Source organism: Methanobrevibacter sp., assembly GCA_022775905.1.
GTDB lineage: Archaea > Methanobacteriota > Methanobacteria > Methanobacteriales > Methanobacteriaceae > Methanocatella.
Genome location: JALFJX010000021.1, coordinates 39705 through 62915, shown reverse-complemented (window position 1 = coordinate 62915; position 23211 = coordinate 39705). Strand labels below are relative to the sequence as shown.

The 23211-nt window shown below is 30.5% G+C and carries 24 protein-coding genes; 1 reads left to right on the top strand and 23 read right to left on the bottom strand.

What is annotated here, in order from left to right:
* Position 1: 1 nt before the first annotated feature.
* The 5 genes from MR875_05945 to MR875_05925 form a co-directional block, all read right to left on the bottom strand.
* Positions 2-7282: a DUF3320 domain-containing protein gene (locus tag MR875_05945; GenBank protein ID MCI6994374.1), complete on the bottom strand. Its 7281-nt coding sequence runs from the start codon at positions 7280-7282 to the stop codon at positions 2-4.
* Positions 7283-7545: 263 nt separating this feature from the next.
* Complete coding sequence (gene pdxT, locus MR875_05940) at positions 7546-8130, bottom strand: pyridoxal 5'-phosphate synthase glutaminase subunit PdxT (protein ID MCI6994373.1); 585 nt, start codon at positions 8128-8130, stop codon at positions 7546-7548.
* 15 nt (positions 8131-8145) lie between these two features.
* A complete protein-coding gene (locus MR875_05935; protein ID MCI6994372.1) occupies positions 8146-8970 on the bottom strand; it encodes a PfkB family carbohydrate kinase in 825 nt (274 codons plus the stop codon).
* A gap of 10 nt (positions 8971-8980) precedes the next feature.
* Positions 8981-9865: a pyridoxal 5'-phosphate synthase lyase subunit PdxS gene (pdxS, locus tag MR875_05930; protein MCI6994371.1), complete on the bottom strand. Its 885-nt coding sequence runs from the start codon at positions 9863-9865 to the stop codon at positions 8981-8983.
* 302 nt (positions 9866-10167) lie between these two features.
* Positions 10168-11016, bottom strand: a complete 849-nt coding sequence (locus MR875_05925; protein ID MCI6994370.1) for a cation diffusion facilitator family transporter — start codon at positions 11014-11016, stop codon at positions 10168-10170.
* Positions 11017-11137: 121 nt separating this feature from the next.
* Here MR875_05925 and MR875_05920 point away from each other — a divergent pair, with 121 nt between their 5' ends.
* A complete protein-coding gene (locus MR875_05920; GenBank protein ID MCI6994369.1) occupies positions 11138-11317 on the top strand; it encodes a hypothetical protein in 180 nt (59 codons plus the stop codon).
* Here MR875_05920 and MR875_05915 read toward each other — a convergent pair.
* The 18 genes from MR875_05915 to cbiM form a co-directional block, all read right to left on the bottom strand.
* The gene (locus MR875_05915; GenBank protein ID MCI6994368.1) at positions 11309-11998 is read right to left on the bottom strand and encodes a HisA/HisF family protein; all 690 of its coding nucleotides are present in this window, start codon (positions 11996-11998) and stop codon (positions 11309-11311) included. The two genes, MR875_05920 and MR875_05915, sit on opposite strands and share 9 nt — an antisense overlap.
* 573 nt (positions 11999-12571) lie before the next feature.
* Positions 12572-12856, bottom strand: coding sequence for a DUF3194 domain-containing protein (locus tag MR875_05910; protein MCI6994367.1), 285 nt, complete (start codon positions 12854-12856; stop codon positions 12572-12574).
* Positions 12857-12892: 36 nt separating this feature from the next.
* Complete coding sequence (locus MR875_05905; GenBank protein ID MCI6994366.1) at positions 12893-13240, bottom strand: prefoldin subunit beta; 348 nt, start codon at positions 13238-13240, stop codon at positions 12893-12895.
* A 30-nt stretch (positions 13241-13270) separates the two neighbouring features.
* Positions 13271-13537, bottom strand: a complete 267-nt coding sequence (locus MR875_05900; GenBank protein MCI6994365.1) for a hypothetical protein — start codon at positions 13535-13537, stop codon at positions 13271-13273.
* Positions 13530-14015, bottom strand: coding sequence for a ribonucleotide-diphosphate reductase subunit beta (locus MR875_05895; GenBank protein MCI6994364.1), 486 nt, complete (start codon positions 14013-14015; stop codon positions 13530-13532). The genes MR875_05900 and MR875_05895 overlap by 8 nt, the downstream gene beginning before the upstream one ends.
* A 42-nt stretch (positions 14016-14057) precedes the next feature.
* Positions 14058-14189, bottom strand: a complete 132-nt coding sequence (locus tag MR875_05890) for a DNA-directed RNA polymerase subunit P (GenBank protein ID MCI6994363.1) — start codon at positions 14187-14189, stop codon at positions 14058-14060.
* A 3-nt stretch (positions 14190-14192) separates the two neighbouring features.
* A complete protein-coding gene (gene rpl37A / locus MR875_05885; protein ID MCI6994362.1) occupies positions 14193-14462 on the bottom strand; it encodes a 50S ribosomal protein L37Ae in 270 nt (89 codons plus the stop codon).
* A gap of 263 nt (positions 14463-14725) precedes the next feature.
* The gene (gene guaB, locus MR875_05880) at positions 14726-16210 is read right to left on the bottom strand and encodes an IMP dehydrogenase (protein MCI6994361.1); all 1485 of its coding nucleotides are present in this window, start codon (positions 16208-16210) and stop codon (positions 14726-14728) included.
* A gap of 16 nt (positions 16211-16226) precedes the next feature.
* Complete coding sequence (locus MR875_05875; GenBank protein MCI6994360.1) at positions 16227-16940, bottom strand: (5-formylfuran-3-yl)methyl phosphate synthase; 714 nt, start codon at positions 16938-16940, stop codon at positions 16227-16229.
* Between the two features lie 114 nt (positions 16941-17054).
* Positions 17055-18257, bottom strand: a complete 1203-nt coding sequence (locus MR875_05870) for an LUD domain-containing protein (protein MCI6994359.1) — start codon at positions 18255-18257, stop codon at positions 17055-17057.
* On the bottom strand, positions 18244-18915 hold the full coding sequence (locus MR875_05865; protein ID MCI6994358.1) for a (Fe-S)-binding protein: 672 nt from the start codon (positions 18913-18915) through the stop codon (positions 18244-18246). Before MR875_05865 ends, MR875_05870 begins: the two co-directional genes overlap by 14 nt.
* 1 nt (position 18916) lies before the next feature.
* Entirely contained in the window at positions 18917-19264 is a 348-nt protein-coding gene (locus MR875_05860) for a DUF2304 family protein (protein ID MCI6994357.1), read from the bottom strand.
* Between the two features lie 8 nt (positions 19265-19272).
* Positions 19273-19977 (bottom strand): glycosyltransferase family 2 protein, encoded by a 705-nt coding sequence (locus tag MR875_05855; GenBank protein MCI6994356.1) that lies wholly within the window; start codon positions 19975-19977, stop codon positions 19273-19275.
* An 11-nt stretch (positions 19978-19988) separates the two neighbouring features.
* Entirely contained in the window at positions 19989-20447 is a 459-nt protein-coding gene (gene ribC / locus MR875_05850; protein ID MCI6994355.1) for a riboflavin synthase, read from the bottom strand.
* A gap of 84 nt (positions 20448-20531) precedes the next feature.
* Entirely contained in the window at positions 20532-21365 is an 834-nt protein-coding gene (locus MR875_05845; GenBank protein ID MCI6994354.1) for an ATP-binding cassette domain-containing protein, read from the bottom strand.
* Positions 21366-22061, bottom strand: coding sequence for a cobalt ECF transporter T component CbiQ (gene cbiQ, locus MR875_05840; GenBank protein MCI6994353.1), 696 nt, complete (start codon positions 22059-22061; stop codon positions 21366-21368). It abuts the gene before it with no gap.
* Between the two features lie 42 nt (positions 22062-22103).
* Entirely contained in the window at positions 22104-22394 is a 291-nt protein-coding gene (locus MR875_05835) for an energy-coupling factor ABC transporter substrate-binding protein (GenBank protein MCI6994352.1), read from the bottom strand.
* 9 nt (positions 22395-22403) lie between these two features.
* Positions 22404-23069, bottom strand: coding sequence for a cobalt ECF transporter S component CbiM (gene cbiM / locus MR875_05830; GenBank protein MCI6994351.1), 666 nt, complete (start codon positions 23067-23069; stop codon positions 22404-22406).
* Between the last annotated feature and the right edge of the window lie 142 nt (positions 23070-23211).

Below are 23211 nucleotides of genomic sequence, written 5' to 3'. Positions count from 1 at the left end.
CCTATTTAAGTTCAACAATATCATTATCGAGTTTAACTTTATTATTAGCAATCATTAAATCCAAAACACTGTTGATTCTTGCTGCAGTCTTTTTAGAAGTTGATCTAAAACCAAAGTTACGTGATGTTTCTTTTGCAACTTGTTTTGTTGTAACATCCTGTTTATGAAGCAATACGGTTTCAATATTTTTAGCAATTTCCTCATCTGAAATCAAATCAATATTTGGTTTATTCCTTTTTCTAATTACAATATTATTATTTGAAGCATCATATAAAAAGTCCCCAATCCTGATAATATATCCAGAGTTTTCAGCTTCACTTATTCCTTCATTAACACGTTTTTTCAAGGTAGCTCCTGCTCTTTTAATATTACATGAATCCCTAACAATGTTAATGACTTCTTTAACATGAATTGGACCTTCAATATCTACAATATCATTAATAGACTTAGCAACCTTATCTATGGATTGTCTGTATAATTCATCTGATGAATGCAATCCAATATCTTCAATATGGACATAATCAACAATTTCATCTTCCATTTTTCTTTTACCTGGAAGTCTATTATCATCAAAGGATTTGAATTGATTGTCTTTTCTGCGTCTTTGACGTTCAATTTCTTTATAATCTTCATTAGCACTCAATATAATATCTTCTAATGCTTGATCTTTAAGATCTTCTCTTCTTTTTTGCTCATGAACTGGAACAATGACTTCTTTTTCTTCTGAAATCTCTTTTTTAAGAGCATCCATCATCATTTCTTTTTCAATTCTAATCTCTTCTTGTTCGGCAAATGTTAATTCTTCCTCTTTTTCAATGATTTTATCTGAATCATCATCACTCGGCCTACTTAAATAATCCATAGGATCATATTCTTCAGTCCTATCAACAACAGAAACATAATCAATTTTAGTAGGATTTTCAATTTCTTTTAAAGATTTATTAATATATGTAATATCCTTTTTGATTCCTTTAATTGATTCTCTGACAGATTTTGGCCTTTCCTCTTCATAGTAGAAATTATTTTTTCTAAGTTTACTTTTTACATCATTTGACCCTTGGTAATAAGTAACACCATCCCCAATATTTTTGGAAGGCTCTTTCACATTAGGTTCTTCACTTTCTTTATCTTCAATAATCACTTCATCATTTTGAGGGATTTCTTCTTTGATTATATTTTCTGGTTCTGTTTTTTCATTATTTTCAACATCATCATTATCAAATACATCTTCAAGGAATTCTTCCATTGCCCTACCCACAATATCTGTAGCTTTTTTGTTAATTTCATCTTTATTCAAATCAGACAATTCATCAGTGAAAATATTCAATTCCTCTCCTTCAGTGTAATCCATTCTATGATTAGGTTTTTCAAGGATTACTTCCGGTTCATCTACATAATCATCTTTAGGAGTTGGCCTTTCAAGAGTTTCATCAGACAAATCATCATTGAAAATATTCCATTCGTCATCATCATAAACATGTTTAGGAGTTGGTTTTTCAAGATTATCACTAGATAAATTATCATTAAATATATTCAATTCTTCATCATCATAAACAATCTCAGCCTCAACAACTGAATCATCACTTGGAGCTGGTTTATATTGATAATCATCCTCATCAATTATTTCACCCCTAACTGTTTCAACTTCCTCTTGTTCAAAATGAGATTCACCATTGACAACATCAGAGATACGTGATCTTAAATTAATTCCTCTTCTGTGATGATGTTTTTGACTTTGAGGTTTTTCATTCACATCAAATTCAGTTTCATATTGAACATCATCTGACCTGAAATCAAATTTAACCTCATCATCTTCATCCAATACACGTTCATCATCATGACTGTGGTCAACATAGATATAATCCTCATCAGAACCTAAATCAACCTTATCATCATCCATATTTTCATTTGACATATTTTCAGTTTTTTTATCCTCAGAATGTTTATTTTCATAATCCTTATCAATTTCTTCATCTAAATTATATTTAAAATAGTCTTCTTCAGGAGTTTCATCATTGCTATGATCCACAATTATAACCTCATCATCTTCAACATCACTATAAGAAGACATGATTTCTTCATCCTGAACAGTACTATGATCATCAGATTTTACATTAACATTTTTATGTTTAGTAGATGTAGATTTAGAAACTTCATCATTACTATGATCAACAACGATATAATCATCAGAATCAATATCGACCTTACTGCTAAATTTAGGTGTTTTGAAACTTGAAGATGCATCTTCTCCTGAATCTAAATCAATTGGAGTATCTTCTATGATTTCATCATCAATATAATCATTAACTTTTGATGCAAATTCATTATTTATTTCATCATGTTTTTCACTGGAACTATCTGAATTTTTACTCAAATCCTTTGTAAATTTAGGAGATGAGAAAAATGAATGATTATTTTCATCTACTTCTTCTTCATTAGATTTCAAGAATGATTTAAATTTATCAGATATTATTTTAGAAATACCTTCCGGTTCATCAGAATAATCTTCATCTTCAAACATTTGAGCAGACTCATCTTGAGAAGTATCCTTCTCAAATCCAATATCATTGTTGACAGATTCAGCATTATCATTGAATTCAGATTTAACCTCATCAAATGCAACAGAGTTATCTTCAGAATCATGTTGCGCTTCAAATTTGATATCATCTTCAACAACATCTTTTGATTGGGTTTCATTCTCAGATTTAATATCTTGAGAGTTTTCACTCATTTCATCATTAACAAACTCAGAAGGAACATCCTCAAAATCAACATCACTATCAGAATACTCAACACTAACAAACTCAGAAGAAACATCCTCAAAATCAACATCACTATCAGAATACTCAACACTAACAAACTCAGAAGGAGTATTTTTTATAATATTATCTTCATTAATAGTAGTTTTTGAAGGTTCATCTTCAAAGAATTCAGCCGGATCAATTGAACTTACATCAATTGGTTTTTCTAAGAATTCAGCATCATCAACATTATCACTTTCATTAAATCCACTAGGATCAAAATCACCATCATCAACCTTTTCAACTTCAACGAAGTCTGCAGGCCCTATACTTTCAATATTGATTTCATCATGAGATTCCTGTTCTTCTTGAGCTTTTCTTTCTGCTTCCTCTTTTTCACGTGCAATACGCAATTCTTCAGCTTTTTTTTCAGCTTCCAATCTTCTTTTTTCAGCTAATTTTTTCTCCTCTTCAGATCTACGTTTTTCTTCTTCACGTGATTGACGAATTGATTTTTGAACGAAATCCAATAATTTTTTACGCCCTAAATCCCTATTTCTATACCAATCAGTTGACCATAAGTGGTAAAGCTTCCAACCAAGTCCATTCAATAATTGTTCACGTAATCTATCTCTATCACGAGCTACTTTACTTGAGGAATACATTTTACCATCCGTTGTGATTCCTAAAATATATTTTCCAGGATTTTCATCATCAACTATTGCAAGGTCTACTCTGAATCCTGCACAGCCAATTTGTCTATCAACTGTATAACCATTTTCTTCCAAGAAACTAGCAATTGCATCTTCAAATGGTTCTTTTGTATATGCATTCTGATTGTCTGTTCCCAATGTTAAGTTTTCAGCATATTCTAAAAATTCTTTTAATGATTTTACACCATATGGTGGATTTGCTGTTAACTTCATATCATAAGCTTTGAAGTTTGAAAATACAACACATTTTTCTCTTGCACGAGTAATTAATACGTTAAGCCTTCTTTCACCACCATTTTGGTTTAAAGGACCGAAGTTGAGGGACATTTTTCTGTCTTGATCATAACCATAACCTACACTGATTAAGATAACATCTCTTTCATCACCTTGGATTGTTTCGAGGTTTTTAACAAAGAATCTTTCTTCTTTATTGTCTGAGAATAATGGTTCAAATTCAGGCCTTTCTTTACGTCTTACTTCTAAAGCTTCTAAAATTGCATTTTTTTGAGCAACAGAAAATGTTCCAACACCTAAACTTTTTGTATCACCATATTTTTCAAAGTGATGGAAAATTTCATCTACAACATCCTGAGCTTCAAGAGGGTTTGCAGAAGATGATCCTCTGTGATATGCCGTATTTGGATTGTAATGGAATTTCAAACCAAGTTCAGGGTCATTATGTGAAGGTGAAGGATAAACTAACAAATCATTATCATAAAATTCCCTATTTGAAACTGTAATTAATGATTCATGGCGACTACGGTAGTGCCATTTAAGCATTTTAACAGGGAATGACAATTTACATAAGTGTAAAATACTTTCCATATCTAATGATGTTGCTTCCTCTTCATCACTTTCTGCATCAGACATTTGGTCAAAGAAAGAAGTTGGAGGTAATTGTTGAGTATCTCCCATTACAACTGCAGTTTTACCTCTCATAAATGCACCTAATGCATCTTCAGGTTTTACTTGACTTGCTTCATCGAAAATAACAACATCAAATTGCAATTCTTCATTTGTTGGATCTAAGTATTGTGCAATAGATAAAGGAGACATCATAAAACAAGGTTTAATTTGTTTTATCAACCCACCAGTTTTTTCCAGGAGTTTTCTAACTGGCATATGTCCACTTTTTCTTGTGAATTCACCAGCGAGAATCTTAGCTTGTGGATTTTCAGTTCCTCCAAAGATTTTTGGAATATTACTGTTTAATCTTTGATAAATCCTTTTACGATTCAATACCAAGATTTGTTTATCCAAATCTTTGAATTCACGAATTCTATTTTCATGAAGTTCACCAACAAATGTTGCAAGTTCATGATTTTCTACAAATAATATGTTTAATAGTGAATCTGCAAAGTTTCCATCAACTAATGCTTCAATATCTTCTTTTTTGATGTTTCTTTTCTCGATTGAATCCACAAACATCTTAGCATCAGATGACCTTAAAGAATTTTTGGTATTTAAATATTGAGACCATAAGTGAAGGCTTGATAACTGCCCCCTCCAATTATACAACTGTTCTTTCCATGCTTCAAATGGAACATCACCAGTTTCTCTTTTAAAGATTAATTTGCTTCTTGGATTTAATTTGTCTTTGAGTCTTGACAATACTCTGACAAATTCTTCACCAGCATCAATATAGTCTGCAAGGTCTCTTTCAGGTTGAATATCAAATAAATCTTTACTCATCAATTCTATTGTATTTTCAGAGAATGTTCCTTCACGTACAAGTGCAGTAAATTCATGCATCCAATTTGCAATAGTTTTTAAGTCATTAATATTTGCATTCAAATGCCAATATCCTCCAAAGTATTTTTGGCCTAATGCATTATTTGCTTCAATGTTTTTTCTGATTTTAATTATGGATTTTGCTTCTTGCAAATCTCTTATGATATCATCGACACTTCCAGAAACAGGAACAGAATAATATCTTTCAACAAGTTCAATGTGCTGTTTATTATTGAAGAATCTGAATTTCTTATTTGAAATGTTTCTTAACTCATAGATTAACCTATCAATATCCACTTGGAAAATACTTTGGTTAAATTTATTTAAATTTTCAGCATAATTTTGATACCTTTGGAGCTCCCGTATTAATTTAAATGCATCATCATTGTTATTATTCCATGCTCCTGATTTCAAGATACTTCCATCAATCAATTCTGCATTCTGAGATTTAATTAGTTCAAAAGCTGAAAGTGAATTTTGGAATTCATTCAATGTATCTGGTTTTTTGATTCCATAAATATCATAAACCCTTCCACGTTCAACTAGGAAGTTATCAAGAGAATACAATGAATCCCCAATCAACATTTCAATTTCCCTTAAGTCAGCAGGAAGCAAACTTTTTGGTGAGCATTTGCTCCAAGGATTTTCCTTAGAAATTGTTTGATATAATTCAGCTAAGTTTTCTAAAGATATTTTCAAATCATCCAAATCTTTTAAAGTGACTGATTCAGGATTGTTAAACCTAACTAATGGCATCAATACATTTTTTGATGCAAAATGATCATCAGCAGATTCTTTCATACCATATAACTGAAATGCTGATAAATTAACAGCAAATACAGGTTTATGAATAATTTGTGAATAATCATCAAGTTGACGGCGTAATGTCTCCAATTTACGAATTGTTTGATCAATGTTTAATGGTTCCTGAGACCTTACATTTGTAGCCTTTTGTAAATCCTTAAGGAATTTTTTCCTTCTTGTTTTATGAGAATGTAATTCTAGAACAAATTTACCAAGACCAACAGCAGTTAATCTGTCTTTTACAACATCAAGAGCCGCCATCTTTTCTGATACAAATAAAACTGACTTACCTTCTGCAAGCAATTCAGCAATTAAATTCACGATTGTCTGTGATTTTCCAGTTCCAGGAGGTCCTTCAACAACAAGGTTACGACCTGCTTTTACATCCTGAATTGCAGCAATCTGAGATGAATCAGCATCCAAAACCTGATACATATTTTGATATTCAAGTCTTGAGTCAATATCCTCTTCTCTGAATTCTTCATGGTCATTTTTAGCAGGATTAAAAATAGCTTGGATTAATTCATTTTTAGTCAAATCCACATTGTCTTCCCAAGCTTCTGGATTCAAGTCATTGTACATGACAAATTTTGTAAAACTGAAGAAACCTAAAGCTACATTATTATTAACTTTCCAACCATCCATTCTGCTTACTGCACGACGGACACTGGCAATATAATGATCAATTACTTCACCATATTTTTTAAATTCAAAATCAGGAAACTCAATACCTGCTTCCAACAATTTAGCTTTAAGTGAAATATTTGTTTGAATATCCTCTCCAGTCCATTCAAGATTGAATGATTCTCCAACCTTTTTCCTTTCCATTGCAACCGGAATTAACACTAAAGGAGCATTATTTCTTTGTTTTGGCTTTGCTTTATCAGTCCATTCTAGAAAACCTATAGCCAAATATAAAATGTTATAACCTTGCTCTTGAAGCATTGTCTTAGCTTGGTTATTGATGTAATATAATCTTTTTTGAAGCTCTTTTGGAGTCAGATCAGTAGCTAATTTCTTATCCCCTTCTGAAAACTTTGAAAAATCAAATGGAATATGATCCCATACGGAGGATTTATCTTCCTTTTTATCTTTCTTATTAGCTACAAAATACATTTTACTATCTTGTAAAACTAATGTCTGAAAAAGATTTACAGGAGTCTGATTTACTATTGTGATGGTTTTAGCTCTTGATTTAAAGTTAAGAAGTTGATTTCTTAAAGTTAAATCCAATAGCTCCTTACGTAAATTTTTGAATTCCTTCTCGATTATATTAGATGATTTGTTTAACATGATGACCCTTTGTAGTGTTTAAAAAATTAAGAAATACATTATTTAATTATAATAATATTAATTAATAAAAGTTTCTAAATGATATTAAAAAAAATTAGTTTAAGATAAAATAAGGTAAAATAAGTCGAATAAACTTAAATTAATAAGTTTTTAATTACGTTAAAACCATCCTGCAAAACTCAAATAACAAAACAGCAAAAATAAAGAATTGTAAAAAATATTTAAAAAACAAAATATGTTAAAAAATCTCATTTTTTAAATATTTAGTTTCTGCCTATAACTCCACGAATAAAATACTCATGAACTAAAGTATCCTCAGTAAGTTCAGGATGGAATGAAATAGCTAAATGAGGTCCTTGTTGAATAGCTATAATTTCATCATCTAAAACAGATAAAACTTTGATATCCTCTTTTGAGTGGTCATAATCATCAAGTGCAGGAGCTCTAATAAATACACCCAAATATTCTTTACCAAAAATTTCTATTGGACTTTCAAATGAATCTTTTTGTCTACCATAAGTATTCCTTTTAACAGAAATATCCATTAAACCAATTAGAGGTTGATCAAAGTCTGTTTTTTTACCAAGCAAAACCATACCTGCACAAGTTCCAAATACTGCAATATCATTATTCTTGATAACTTCGTCAATTCCTCTCTGATGTATCAATTTACCAATTACAGTACTCTCCCCACCTGATATAATCAAACCATCACATGTTTCAACATCTTCAGCATAGCGTACTGATTCAACTTCAACATCAACTCCCATGTTTTTTACTGCTTTTTGTGTTATGTCATAATGTTCACTAACGGCTCCTTGCAGATTCAATATTCCTATTTTTACCATCATAACACCCATATTTTAATAATGTCCAGATTTTGTTAATTTTTTACTTGCAATTTCAGAAGCGAATTCACCAGATTGCCTATCTGAATAATTATTCAATCTTTTAGATATATATGCTGCCATATAAGTATCCCCACAACCTGTTGAATCTACAATATGATTACATTTAACGGCATTAATTTTAATCTCATCATTATTAGTAATTATTCTAGAACCATGACTTCCATTAGTTATAATCATCTCATCTACATCAAAGTCCAAACCTATCATGTTTGCTTCATGTTCATCTAAAAATATTGAAGAGACACCTTCTAAAATACTATTTAACTTATTAAAGTTACCTAATTCTATTTCATAATTATCATTTACTTCATTGCCAGGGCTTCTCAAAAATCCCTGAACTGAAATAAAAATTGGTACATTGAAACTTTTTAAATATTCAATTGTTCCAATTGGAAAATCATACTTATTAAGTGGATTTAAAACAAATCCTTCAATTTCATCAGGCAAAACATCTTTTAAGTCATTTGGATAAATTGGGATATTGGCAAAATTACTTAACTGTTCCCTATAATCCATATCATCTTTATCAGGATAATAATTTATGAAAAAATGAGTATCCTCTTTTAGAATTACGTTTACTTTATCTTTACTTGGAAAATCATTTACTAAATTAACATCAGAACAATTTACAATAGCCAAATAATCCTTGTAAAATTTTTCAAATACAAAAGATTGGAAATATGTAGCCCCACCTATCTTTTCTGATTCTTCATCACCAATAATAACCAAATCATGTGTTACCGGACCAATAATAACGAGCACCATAATAGATTGCATTTAGAGGAATTTAAATTCCCCTATCTTGCATCTTATCAGCTGCAGTTAAAGTTGACATTTCAATACCTTTCATAGCCTGACCTAATCCTTTAGACACTTCAGCCAATACTTCAGGTTTGTCATAATTTGCAGTTGCTTCAACAATAGCTTTAGCAAATGCTTCTGGATTATTTGATTTAAAGATTCCTGAACCTACAAATATACCATCTGAACCTAATTGCATCATTAAAGATGCATCTGCAGGAGTTGCAATACCACCAGCTGCAAAGTTTACAACAGGCAATTTTCCAAGCTCTGCTGTTTTTTTAACTAAATCGATTGGAGCTTCAATTCTTCTTGCATATTTCCAAAGCTCTTCTTCTTCCAATTTTTGGATTGTTCTAATTTCACCCATAACCATTCTCATGTGACGTACAGCTTCTACAATATTTCCAGTACCAGGTTCACCTTTGGTACGAATCATTGCTGCACCTTCATCAATTCTTCTTAATGCTTCACCTAAGTTACGTGCACCACATACAAATGGAATAGTGAATTCTTTTTTGTTAAGATGATATTCTTCATCAGCAGGAGTAAGTACTTCACTTTCATCAATCATATCTACACCAAGAGTCTCTAAAATTTGAGCTTCTGCGATATGACCAATTCTTGCTTTTGCCATAACAGGAATGGATACTGCATCAACAACTTCTTCAACAATTGTCGGATCAGCCATTCTAGCCACTCCACCAGCAGCACGAATATCAGCAGGTACTTTTTCAAGTGCCATTACAGCAACTGCACCTGCATCCTCTGCAATTCCTGCTTGTTCTGCATTTACTACATCCATGATAACTCCGCCCTTTGTCATTTTAGCGAAGCCTTCTTTTAATATGTCTGTTCCTTTTTCCACCATATTTTTATTCTCCATTAATTCAACAATATAACAATTATTAATTAATATAACAATATTATACTCTTTATAATATATAAACTTAATATATAAATGTACAATATTAAACTATTAATGTACAAAATTTGACAATATACAAATACAATGCACATATTCATACATTATCAAAATAAAATGTATAAAATATATACTATAAATCTATAATATGAATAAGTATTATAAATAGAAAAATAAAAAGAAATAAAAAAAGTACAATGAATAAATAAAATAAAAAAAGTTATGAAAATGAATAAAATATGATATTTTTAATAAAATTCTATAGTAATATCTACAATATGATACTTAGATGCAATATCATAAATATCATTCTTAATTCTTTCTTGATTATTCCAATCATCAATTGAAACCTTTAGTGTTAAAACAGAATCAATACCATCAAGTGACCAAACATGAAAATCATCAAATGATTCAATACCATCAATATTCAATACACTTTCCTTGAATTTATTAACATCAAAATGATCAGGAGTTTTTTGAAGTAAAACTTCAAAAGACTTGTACAAATTCCTTCCAAGATTAAATATCAACCATAAAGCAATACCAATTGATATAAATGGATCCAAGGAAGGAGCACCATCCCAAAACATCAACACTAAACTCAACAATAAAATAGCCACCCATTCAAATACATCACCAAGCTGATGGAATAAAATTGCTTTTTCATTGAATGTTTCACCATCATGTAAACGATACACTGAAATTGATTTAAACATTATTCCCACAATCGCTACTATAAGCATTCCCCCAGCATCAACACCTTCTGGTGCAAATAATCTAGGAATAGCTTCATATAAAATTATAAATGCCATTATAATAACAAAAATAGAAATTATGACTGCACCAAGAATAGAAAATCTTTGATAACCATAGGAATATTTATCAGTTGAATCCTTTTGAGCAACATTTTCTAAGAACCATGCAAACGCAATTGAAATAGTGTCCGCCATATCATGAATACAATCTGCAAGTATTGCCATACTATTTGTTGCAAGTCCCCCTGCAATAACAATTATATTGAATGCCAAATTCATAAAGAAAACAAATGCTAAGTTTTCACCTGCTTTTTTGTGATGATGATGTGTATCTATTCTCATAACTTTAATATTTGAAATTACAATAATAAAAAAGTTATTAAACCATTGATTACAAAATAATAAAGTATAATTAAGTTATATTTATATAATTTAAAAAATGAAAATTATAATAGTGATTTAAATGGCATTAGTTGGAACAACAATATTTTCTCATATCCTTCCAGTAATTTGTGGATTCTTTGGAATAATAATGATAATTTCAGGATCCTTAGAAAACAACAAAAGTAAATTAGGATTAGGTGTAGTATTATTCATTATAGCTTGTGTATTCCCGTACCTAATTTTAAGTGTTCTAGTCTAGAAGGTTAACTTCACCTGAATGTAGGCTAGTTCCTATCAATACTTTTTTTATACCTAATGACTCTAATTCAACCAAAGAGTCTTTATTTAACCCACCAGCAATGATTAATTTTTCTTTCAAGTCTTCAAATTCATCAAGTAATTTTTTGTTATAACCCTTTTCAGTACCCACACCAGATATATCCAAAAGAATAATATCATTCGGGTCAAGCTCTTTTAAAATCTCCTTAAATTCAGACAAATTTAAATCTAAATGTTTTGCAAGCAATTCATCATTTTTAACATCAACACTAATTACAATCCTTTCCTTAGGATATTTTTCAAAGATTTTTCTCATCTCATCAATGCTTTCAAGTGTTTCAGTTGGAATAATAATTTTATATGCATAATCCAGGAAAAATTCAAATCCTTCACAGTTTTTAACTCCACCATCAAATATTACTGGCAATATTGTATTAACCATTTTAATATCGTTAATGTTGTGTCCAACTGATTCTATTAAATCCAAATCAGCAATATACATCTCACTAGCACCATTTAACTTTAAACCTTGTGCAATTTCAACTGGATTTGAAGATGAGGCAAAAACTGTTCTTAATGGCTGATAAGTATCCCTCATCCCAGATTTACCACTCACTGCCTGATGTTGCTTTAAATCTATAACTGGAATTTTTTTAATCATAATAATAATTATATAAAACAAGTATTAAAATATGAAGGAGGCGGATGAGGCAAATGTTTTTTAGCCTCATCCGAGTACTTAAAAATAATGATCAATTTAGAGAAATAAACTCATTTATGAGTCTCTATTAATTAAGTTAATTAACATAGTATTTAAATATTACTATTATAATTTATAAAAATTAAAGTATACTTGAATAATTAATTTTTAATATTAATATAAAAATTTAAACAAAATTATCAATTATTAAATCAATTTTTGACAAATAATAACTAAATTTTAAAAATAATAAAACACACTATTTTATGGTATCAAAAAATATTAGAATTTAATAAAATATGCTTGATAAATAAAACAGATTTAAAAGAGGAGAAGTTTGAAGTATGAAAGAGGGAAATTTGAAAGATAGAATACTATAATGTTTTGTCTTAATAACCATATGACAGTATATTTTACTTCAAACTCTAAATTATAATTTGTTTTACTCATATAAATACTTTTTTATAAAAAAGTATTACATATTTTAATATAAAATAATATAAAAGTAATACATAAAAATTTAAAAAAAAATAATTAAACTCTGAAATTATCGTCAATATATGAATCGAACTTCAAATAAGCTTCATCGATAGCTTGAACAACTTGATCTTGAGTAATTTCTGAAAGTTCATCAAATAAAACTCCAACATCAACATCAACATCTAACTGTTCATTTTCATAACTGAGAATAATATCTAAGTCTAAATCTTCCAATTCTTTCATAGAAATTGATTTTGAAACTTCTTTTTCAAGAATTTCCCCAAATTTATCAGAAATAGTGGATAAATCATCTTGTGATAATATTTTTAATTTTGACATAAAAATCGTGAAAAAAAGAAAAATAAAGTATTAAGCCTATTGGCCCATACCTTGCATAACTGATTGGATAGATGCTTGCATTTCTTCGAGTTTTTTCATAACTCTTTCTTCTTGACGGGACATGGTTTGTTTTCTTAAACCTAAAGTTTCTAATTTGTCTTCCATGTCAGATAATGCATCAGCATATTCAACTTTAATGAGTAAAGTACCAGCTTGTTTGAATACTTCAGTTGATTCATCAGTTTTTTTAAGTTCTTCTAAAGCTTTTTCAGTTTCTTGAATTTGAATTTCAACATTTTGAACTTGCATGCTTATAGCTTGAGCTTGTTGTTGTAATTGTTGAAACTGATTTAATTGTTGTTGAATGTTTTCAGGAATCTCCATATTATCACCTTAATAATTATTAAATAAGAATTAATTTGTTAAATTATTTATTTCTAAAGCTAATTTAATCCATTTAATTGCAGAATTAACAGAAGCTCTAAATGATGTGGAATCTTCTGCATCGATGTTGATTATAATATTAGATTCATCTAAATCAATAGTCATAGATGATCTAAAATCAGGAGCTGTGCTAAATTCTAAAATAATAGAATCATAAATAATCTTAGCCCGAGTATTATCTTCAAGTTCAATAACAATATTACTTCTAACCCTCTCAAGAGGACTTTCATCAATCATTTGAAACCTCTAAAATCTTTTTAACAGTAATTTTAAAGTTATTCATATCACCGAATTTATTGACAAAAGTAATATTAGCTAATGAATCCTCACTTTTGGATACTAATACATAATTGCTATCAGCATTATCCACTAATTCCAAATCTAAGATTTCACTTAAAATATTGAGTTCTTTTACTTCAGAAACTATTTTTAATTGAGAAGGAGCAATGTTCATCTTTTCTTTTTCTTCAGATGCTCCAATAATTAGTGTTAATAATAATTCGCCTTTATTGGAGTAAAATGAGATTCTACTAGGATTTCCTTTAATTTCATTTACAACAGCTAAATTATATTCTTCAACTTCTAATGCTTTTATTAATAACTCACGCATATTCATTTTACCTCTGTTGACAGAAGTGGAACCTGTAGCATGAGCTAAGTTCTTACAAAACTTTCTAGTTTTTTGAGAAGGTTTTCTAGAAGTTGAAATTAACATTTAAATCAAAAATAGTAAAAGAATTTAGTGAAAGCAGATGAATTATCTTGCTTTAATTATTCTAGTAGTCTCAGGTACATTTTTAAATAAAATCCTATATCTGCATTTAGGACATTTATTTTCTTCGTAACTTTTGTGATCTACTTCTGCTCCACAGCTCGGACACCTATACAAGGCCTATTCCTCCACTTTAATATCCCTAATACTACGTGCTGCAGATTTTGCCATAGGAGTTTGTGGAATGTATGCTCCTCCAGTGAATACTGCACCACATTTTCTGCATTTCCAAATTCCAGCAGCTTCTCTTTTTACGTAAGGTCTAGCACATTTAGGACATACATGATTTTTTTTCATGTTTTCTTCAATAATCTTTACAGATCTTTTAGCTTTTCTTCCGTATCTTGCACCGAACCTTCCTGTAATACCAACTTTTTTAGTTCTTGCCATTTATATTCTCTCCGTTAATAATAAAATTTAATAAAATATGTAAATTTATTTAATTTACATTGATTATGTCAAATAAACATAAAATTATCTAATATGATAATATTATACTATCTAATATTTAAATGTTTGCTTAAAATAAGTAATTTTAAGAAAAAACAAACCATTCACTATTAAATATAAAAATTTTGATGAGATAAAACTATTTCCTATAAATCTTTTATGTCATATGCTCGTCTCATCAAAAAATATTAAATAATATCCAACTAGTCGAGAGTTGGATAATTAGGACTTTCATTAGTAATTAACAAATCATGAGGGTGGGATTCTTTAATACCACTACTTGTAATTCTAACAAAGTTTGCTTTTTCTTGCATTGCTGCAATATCTTTTGCACCACAGTATCCCATAGATGATTTTAATCCGCCAACTAATTGGAATAAAATTTCAGCAACAGTTCCTTTGTAAGGTACAGCACCTTCAATTCCTTCAGGAACGTATTTAGTGTGGTTCATTTTACTTTTTTGACCTTGGAAGTATCTGTCTGCTCCACCATCGAATTCACTGGTCATTGCGCCCATAGATCCCATACCACGGTATTTTTTGTATTGTTTACCATTCATAACAACAATATCACCAGGAGCTTCAAGGGAAGCAGCAAGTAAATTACCGAGCATTACTGCATCTGCACCAGCACCAATAGCTTTAGCAACATCACCAGAGTATCTTATACCACCATCTGCAATAACTGGAACACCAGTACCTGCAGCAACATCAGCAACATCAGCAAGTGCAGTTAATTGTGGTACTCCAACACCAGCAACGATACGGGTAGTACACATTGAACCAGGACCAATACCTACTTTAAGTGCATCTACACCCATGGAGATTAAGTCTTCTGCAGCTTGTGCGGTAGCAATATTACCTACACATAATTCAGCATCAATATTATCTTTAATAGTTTGAGTATATTTAACAACATTCATGTTGTGAGCATGAGCACAGTCAATGGAAATAATATCTGCACCAGCTTGATCAAGTGCCATTGCTCTTTCTAAATCAAATGGTCCACATGCTGCTGCAACTAAATAGTTACCGTCTTTATCACGAGCAGCATTTGGGTATTGTGCTTGATTTAAAATATCTTTAATAGTAATGATTCCAACTAATTTGCCATCACGAAGAACAGGAAGTCTTTCCACTTTATTTTCATAAGCAATGTTTAATGCTTCTTCAGCTGAAACTCCTTCTTCAACAGTTACAACATCTGAAGTCATGATGTCTTTAACAGTTTTATTTGGTTCTGATTTTAAAACTGGTCTGATATCTCTTTTAGAGATAATACCAATAATTTTATCACCATCAACAACTGGAAGACCACTGATTAATTCATCTTGCATTTTTGTTTGCACATCAGCAATAGTAGAATCAGGAGTGATAGTTACAACATCACGAATAGTTAAATCTTCAGCATTTTTAACTTTTTTAACTTCTTCAACTTGTCTTTCTAATGTGATGTTTCTGTGAATTACACCTACCCCACCTTCTTGTGCTATAGCTATTGCAAGATCTGCTTCAGTTACAGTATCCATAGCAGCACTTAAAACTGGAATGTTTAATTTAATTCCTTTTCCTAATTCAATTCTAGTATCAATGTCTTTAGGTTCTACATAACTTGCATTAGGAGTTAAAAGAAAATCATCAAAAGTATAAGACATTCTTGCTTCTTGAACTTTTTTAGAAAATGACATAACAACACCTACTTATTTAAAATGAATCACATAATTCTTTAAGTTCAGCTACTGCAGTATGGTGTATTTTACCAGTATTTCTGTCACCACCAACACATGCAGCTCCTCTAATACCCACAACATCACAGCCGATGTCATGTAATGGTTTTAATTGATCTTTTTTAACAGATCCTGCAAGTGCGGTTAATAAACCATATCCATGAGCTTCTTCAACAAATTCTTTTAATTGATCTAAATCTAAGTAATCAAATAAAGTATGACCGTCTTTAACAGCAGTATCTAACATTGCAAGGTCGCATCCAGCATCTTTTGCAATTTTTGGAATTTCCATAGGACCAACAGCACCAACACGGTGTGCATCTGCATATCCTGCTGCTACAATAATAGTTTCTTCACTAATTTCTTTTACAGTTTTTACAACGCCTTCCATGACTTCAACAGCTTCATCATGGTCTTTTGTTCCATATAATCCAACTTTAATATAATCTGCTCCAGAAACGTGAGCACCCATTGCTGCAAGAGAAACAGTACCTGGTTTGTAAGGTACATCCCCTAAAGTAGCACTTACAAGCTTGTCTTCAGGAGTTAATTCTCTAATTTCCTTAATTACCCAAGGGAAATTAGCACCTAAAGAACCTTCTTTAGGATTTTTTACATCAACAATATCTGCTCCACCTTTAATAGATTCAAGAGCTTCTTCACGATTTATAGGACTTATTAATAGAAGCATAAATTTCCTCCAAATATTATATATTATAATAATATTACTACCTTATTACATATAATATTATTGTTTTTAAGGAAAATTTACTAAAAAAAAGAGATTTAAAAAAATAAGAAAAAATTAATATGGTGAATCTTTGTTAGAAACATTATCCTTGATTATACCATGAGCTTTAGGATAAAATCCAACATCAGTTGATAATTTTCTCATATTTTCAATAATTTCATTTGTTGGAATTTCAACAGGACAATTTAATGTACACAATCCACATAAAGTACACATGTATAATCCTGAATTGTAACATGTCTCATCATCTTCAATGAATTTTGACATTGCAACTCCACGACCACCCAAATAGTTATTAAATCCAAATTCATTTCCAATCGCATTATATACCGGGCAGTGAACCACACAATTTCCACAGCCTATACAATAAAGACATTCTGGAGTAGCTTCGCTTCTTCCATTATCCAATAATATAACTACAACTCTTTCAGCACCATACATATTTTTTAATAGCTTTTTTTCAATGTCTGCAGTTTTTGATGGACCTGAAATTACATTCATATATGAAGTAACATAGTTTCCAGTAGCAAATATTGTTTCAAGTTTTACAATGGATATTGCATCCTCCAAAGTAGGAACTATTTTATCAATTCCAGCTACAATTATATGCAAATCTTTTAAGGAAACTAGTGAAATATTACCCTCATTGTGCACCATTACAAGTGACCCTTCTTCAGAAGCTATTGCATTGGCTCCACTTATACCTACATTTGCATTTTCTAACCTATTTAGTACATCATGCCTTACTGTTTCCATGATTTCTCTTGGAATAGGATCCACATTAACATCCAAAGATTCATTTACAATTTCAGTAATGTTGGATATGTTCAAGTGTGAAGCAGGACCAGTTGGATGAACAGGTTTGTTATCTGTCTTCTTAAGTTGTAGAATTCTATCTCCAAGGTCAGTTTCAACAACATCAATACCTTTATCCGAAAGATGTTTTTTAATATTGATTTCACCCAATGTATTGGATTTAGCTTTTGCAATGGTATTGCAATCATATTCAGTAAGTAAATCATCAATAAATTTTAATACATCTTCTGCAGTTTCGGCCATTTTAAAATCAATGTCATTGCGTTTGAATGATTCTAAAAGTTCAGCCATTAATTCCTCATTATGTTCTATGGAGTACTTTTTAATTTCACGACCCCTAGAAATTAGTCTTTTGGTAGCAGCAGATTCCTTAATGGAATTTGATCTGTTTTTAACAGTATTAAATGATTTTCTCATTGTTTCAAGTTCACTCTGTTTCATCAATACCACCATATTTTACTAAAAATTCAGTTAAATCCAATACTTCCAAATCATCATTTTCCAGATTAAGTTTACAGAATGGACATGGAGTGACTAATGTTTCACAACCAGTTTCTTTTGCCTGTGCGATTCTTGATTTTGCCATTTGATCTGCGATTTCAGGATAAGCTGATTTTACACCACCCCCTGCACCACAACATAAACTATTTTCACGAATATTCTTCATTTCAACAAGATTAGCAACAGATTCAATTACTTCCCTCGGTTCATCAAAAACATCACAATGACGTCCTAGATGACAGGAGTCATGATAAGTAACATCAAAATCATTTTTAGATAATTTTATTTTATTCTCTTTGATTAATTGATTTAATAATTGAGAAATGTGAATTACATCTAATCCATCATAATCTTCTGTTAATGTTTTATAACATCCTGCACAAGATGTAATGATAGTTTCTCCTTTAAGAATTTCAGTATTCTTTTTGATTTGTTCTTGAGCTTCTTTTAAAAAACCTGTTCTGAGTAAAACTGATCCACAGCATTTTTCATCATCCAATATATGATAATCAACATTAGCCAACTTCAACAATTTTTCAGTTGCATCTTGAATATCTGGCAATTTCTCTCTTGCTGTACATCCTCTAAAATATAACATATTATTCCTCTTTATCTTTAAGGGATATTTCATTGCTTAAAGCTACTTCTTTGACTATTTTATTTATATTATCTTCCAGTTTATCAACTTTATAATACAATTTAAAAATTGTGTAAATCAAAACAGCAAATACAATTATTATAATAAAATCCAATCCACGAGTTATACCGAATAATTTAGCAAATGCAGTACTTGCATGTGGGAAAACAGCAAATACACTAACAAAAACCCAAAAAGCAACCCATAATAATGCTGTAATTAAAGAATCCTTTTCTTTTAGATACCTTAATAAAAACAATATAATACCAAGTATTGATATTATTGGAAATAAAATTGAATAAAATAACATATAATCACCTAAAATTGATGTTTAATCATTTGAATTAATATTTTCAATGCAACAACAACATTTGTTCCTTTAGCTTGAGTTTCAGGAGTATAAATTGTTTTTATTTTAACTTCCTCAAATGGGATTTTATTATCATTAACTTCACGGATAAATTCAGAAGAAATAAGATATCCTCTAGCATTAATATTTATTTTTTTCAAAGCATCGATAGTTATTGCCCTAAATCCGGTCTGAGAATCACTTACATCAACTTTGTAAAAAATTCTGGTAAGAATATTCATTATTGCATTAGCAATATTCCTAGTTATAGGCATGTCTTTTAATGGCCTAACTCCAATTACTGCTTGAGCCCTTCCAGTTACTAACGGTTCCAACACATTTTCCAAATCATTGGCATCATGTTGACCATCAGAATCCATATTAACAATATATTTTGGATTGTATCTTAAAACAGCACCAAATCCAGTTTGCATGGCCACTCCCACACCACGATTAATAATATGAGAATAAATGAAAATATTATCAGGATATTTCCTTTGAGACTCTTTGACAACTTCCAAAGTATTATCTGAAGAGCCATCATTAACAATGACCATTTTATATCCCTTTTCTGCAATCTCTTCAATCACAGGTTGGATTCTTGTAGCTTCATTGTATGCTGGAAGAATAACATATGTAGATTTTTTATCTTCCTCTGTAATTTCAAATCCCATTTTACACCTTTTTATAATGGTCCTGCATCTTCTTTTCCTTCACGCATTCCCATTCCAGCTTCTTTTCTCATTGCTTTTCTGTGATACATCATTTTAATTAAGTTTTGTGCATGTTCACGTGCTCTATTTTCAGCAAGTTTAGCAAGTTCTACTGGATCTTCTTCTTCATCCTCATGGACAAATACTTCCAAAATATGTTTATTTGTCATGAGCTGTGCATTAATAAGACCAGTTGATGCTTCATGAGCACACATCTTATCTTTTTTCATTGGCCCCGGCATTCCAAGTGCCATTACAATATCACAGTTTTCCTCTTCAATGAGAATTTTTGCAGTTACTGGTAAATCTTTCACTCCAGGAACTGTCTGACGGATAATTTTTAAATCATAAGCATTCTTTTTAAGCTCATCGATAGCCGCTCCAGCCATATCAAAACGAGCAAAAGTAGTATCACAAATTCCAATTCTCATGTAAATTCACCTTAAAAAAAGATATGTTTTTATTAATATAAATGTTTAAGTAATTTTAAAAAAAGAGTATAAAAATTATAAAAATTAATTTTTATTTAATAATTCTAGAAACTTATTTCTAGCCTCATCCAATGTCAATGGATAATCATTACTCATATCAATTCCATCAGATTCAAGTTTCTGGAACAATTCAGTGACAATTGGAACTTTCAAGTTTGCTTGTTCTAAAATTTCAGGTTTTGAGAAAATCTCTTTTGGAGTTCCTTCTGCAATCAACAAACCATCAACTAAAACAAATACTTTTTCTGCATATGTTGGAACCAAATCCACATCATGTGTAGAAATTATAATTGTAATTCCTTCATCATTAAGTTCCCTTAACAATATTGACAAATCAACTACACCTTGAGGGTCAAGACCTGCAGTAGGTTCATCTAAAACCATAATTTCAGGTCTCATTGCAAGAATTCCTGCAATAGCCACTCTTTTCTTTTGGCCTCCACTCAAATGATGGGGAGCAGTTTTTTCATATCCTGACATTCCAACACGAACCAAAGCTTGTTCAACCCTATCTTGAACTTCTTCCATGGGCAATCCCAAATTAAGAGGACCAAACGCAACATCTTCCTCAACTGTTGGTGCAAATATCTGATCATCAGGATTTTGGAATACAATTCCTACCTTTTGTCTGAATTTAAGCAAAGATTTTTTATCATACTTTAACTCTTCACCATCAATGATAACTTTTCCTTCATCCGGTCTGAAAATTCCATTCAAGTGAAGAAAGAGAGTGGATTTACCAGCACCGTTTTTACCTAAAAGAGCAACCATCTCACCTTTTTCAACTTTTAAACTTACTCCTTTAAGTGCTTGGTAATTTGTATCATAAGAATATTTAATATTTTTTACTTCTAACATTTAATCATCCCTTTTTCTTGGTTCATAAACTGGAAGTTCACCAGAATATCCTCTTGAATCCAGTGAATATTGCAAGGTTTCACTTTTATCGAGAGATCTTAAAAAGATTATGCTTATAAGAGCTGCTAAAGACTTAATTGAAGACCAATATGAATGATATCCAAGTCTTGACTCTTGTGCCTTTTGCATTGTATCAATTTCATTTAAAAATATGAAAATTGTATTATACATCAAAAGTGCAATTTCAATTAAAATCTTAGGAATTTTAATCTTTCTTAAACAGTTAATAATTTTTGCAATTGGTGTTGTTAAAGCTAAAAATCCCAAACAGGGAAGACAGCCCAATACTCTCATAAATGTGTAAACACCATAATGCCATGAGTCTGTAGTAACTACAATACTCCATATTCCTGTTTCATAAATAACATCTCCTTTTCCAAAGAAGAATATTAAAAAAATACAAGTTATAACAAGAAAAGCCATTGGAAGTGATAAGAATTTCAAATAAGACTTATAGTCAATCTTAGCAATAGATAATATGACAAGGGACATTACAACAAAAACAATAACATCAAAATACAAATTATCAAGTGCTAATGTAACAATTAAAAGCACTATTGTTAAAAACAACTTAAAATAAGGGTTTGTTTCTGTTAATGCATTATGATGCGCAATATAATCCATGTCAAATTTCATAAAATCACTAAATAATATTTAAAAAAAAAATAAAAAAAAGAATTATTCTTCTTTTTTACTTTGTCCTCTCCAGTAACCAAATGCATAACCAATAATGATTGCACCGATAGCTGCTTGAAGAGCGAATAATAAACTTTCTATTTCACCACTAGGTGGTTCCCATATGGATGAAAACCAAGGTGTGAAACCAGTTTGTTCAATAGCTTCACCTGCAGCGTCATCTGCACCCCCAAAATATCCATCATCTTCACCGTGACCGTTATACATTGCCAATGGTGCTACGAATAACACGATGCAAACAACTGCTAAAATAATTAATGTTGATGTTTTCATATTACCACCTTATGCCTCATTAGGAGCTAAAGCTCCGAGTTTATCTAATAATTTTGGTTTGTAAGCTTTTAATCTATCCCATATAATTACAGTCAATATAGCTTCACCAATAGCTAATGGTACTTGAGTTACTGCAAAAATAACTAAGAATTTTCCTAATGCTGCGCCAAAAGTAGGAGCAGGGAATGCAAATGATAATTGGAATGAAGTAGCTACATAAGTTAATAAGTCTCCTAAAAATGCTGCAAAGAAAATTGCAATAGTAGAAGAAATGTTAGCTTTGGTTAATCCTTTGTAAGCAATCCATGCAATGAATGGTCCAACGATACCCATAGAGAATATGTTTGCACCTAAAGTGGTTAAACCACCGTGAGCAAGTAAAATTGCTTGGAATAAAAGAACAATAGTTGCTAATACTGCAGTTACTGCAGGACCAAATAATGCTGCACCTAATCCATTACCACAAGGGTGAGAACAACTTCCAGTAACAGAAGGTAATTTCAAAGACGATAAGATGAACATAAATGCTCCACTTACAGCAAGCAAAGCTTTAGATTCAGGATTTTCATCTACAATTTTTTTGATTTGATAAATACCAAATGCAACAATGATGAATGATATAATAAACCATACTATACACCATTCTACTGGTAAATATCCTTCCATAATATGCATAAATAATTTCCTCCAAATAAAATTATCAAAATAATTTGATAAACTACTCAATAAAAACTTAATTATAATTAAAATAAAATAAAGTTTTATTGATAATAATAATATATACATTATCATATATAAATATTAATAATACTTTACA

What these genes read in the sequence shown, in the direction of transcription:
- MR875_05945 (MCI6994374.1), bottom strand. Translation starts at nt 7,282, where the DNA reads ATGTTAAACAAATCATCTAATATAATCGAGAAGGAATTCAAAAATTTA.
- pdxT (MCI6994373.1), bottom strand. Translation starts at nt 8,130, where the DNA reads ATGGTAAAAATAGGAATATTGAATCTGCAAGGAGCCGTTAGTGAACAT.
- MR875_05935 (MCI6994372.1), bottom strand. Translation starts at nt 8,970, where the DNA reads ATGCAATCTATTATGGTGCTCGTTATTATTGGTCCGGTAACACATGAT.
- pdxS (MCI6994371.1), bottom strand. Translation starts at nt 9,865, where the DNA reads ATGGTGGAAAAAGGAACAGACATATTAAAAGAAGGCTTCGCTAAAATG.
- MR875_05925 (MCI6994370.1), bottom strand. Translation starts at nt 11,016, where the DNA reads ATGAGAATAGATACACATCATCATCACAAAAAAGCAGGTGAAAACTTA.
- MR875_05920 (MCI6994369.1), top strand. Translation starts at nt 11,138, where the DNA reads ATGGCATTAGTTGGAACAACAATATTTTCTCATATCCTTCCAGTAATT.
- MR875_05915 (MCI6994368.1), bottom strand. Translation starts at nt 11,998, where the DNA reads ATGATTAAAAAAATTCCAGTTATAGATTTAAAGCAACATCAGGCAGTG.
- MR875_05910 (MCI6994367.1), bottom strand. Translation starts at nt 12,856, where the DNA reads ATGTCAAAATTAAAAATATTATCACAAGATGATTTATCCACTATTTCT.
- MR875_05905 (MCI6994366.1), bottom strand. Translation starts at nt 13,240, where the DNA reads ATGGAGATTCCTGAAAACATTCAACAACAATTAAATCAGTTTCAACAA.
- MR875_05900 (MCI6994365.1), bottom strand. Translation starts at nt 13,537, where the DNA reads ATGATTGATGAAAGTCCTCTTGAGAGGGTTAGAAGTAATATTGTTATT.
- MR875_05895 (MCI6994364.1), bottom strand. Translation starts at nt 14,015, where the DNA reads ATGTTAATTTCAACTTCTAGAAAACCTTCTCAAAAAACTAGAAAGTTT.
- rpl37A (MCI6994362.1), bottom strand. Translation starts at nt 14,462, where the DNA reads ATGGCAAGAACTAAAAAAGTTGGTATTACAGGAAGGTTCGGTGCAAGA.
- guaB (MCI6994361.1), bottom strand. Translation starts at nt 16,210, where the DNA reads ATGTCATTTTCTAAAAAAGTTCAAGAAGCAAGAATGTCTTATACTTTT.
- MR875_05875 (MCI6994360.1), bottom strand. Translation starts at nt 16,940, where the DNA reads ATGCTTCTATTAATAAGTCCTATAAATCGTGAAGAAGCTCTTGAATCT.
- MR875_05870 (MCI6994359.1), bottom strand. Translation starts at nt 18,257, where the DNA reads ATGAAACAGAGTGAACTTGAAACAATGAGAAAATCATTTAATACTGTT.
- MR875_05865 (MCI6994358.1), bottom strand. Translation starts at nt 18,915, where the DNA reads ATGTTATATTTTAGAGGATGTACAGCAAGAGAGAAATTGCCAGATATT.
- MR875_05860 (MCI6994357.1), bottom strand. Translation starts at nt 19,264, where the DNA reads ATGTTATTTTATTCAATTTTATTTCCAATAATATCAATACTTGGTATT.
- MR875_05855 (MCI6994356.1), bottom strand. Translation starts at nt 19,977, where the DNA reads ATGGGATTTGAAATTACAGAGGAAGATAAAAAATCTACATATGTTATT.
- ribC (MCI6994355.1), bottom strand. Translation starts at nt 20,447, where the DNA reads ATGAGAATTGGAATTTGTGATACTACTTTTGCTCGTTTTGATATGGCT.
- MR875_05845 (MCI6994354.1), bottom strand. Translation starts at nt 21,365, where the DNA reads ATGTTAGAAGTAAAAAATATTAAATATTCTTATGATACAAATTACCAA.
- cbiQ (MCI6994353.1), bottom strand. Translation starts at nt 22,061, where the DNA reads ATGAAATTTGACATGGATTATATTGCGCATCATAATGCATTAACAGAA.
- MR875_05835 (MCI6994352.1), bottom strand. Translation starts at nt 22,394, where the DNA reads ATGAAAACATCAACATTAATTATTTTAGCAGTTGTTTGCATCGTGTTA.
- cbiM (MCI6994351.1), bottom strand. Translation starts at nt 23,069, where the DNA reads ATGCATATTATGGAAGGATATTTACCAGTAGAATGGTGTATAGTATGG.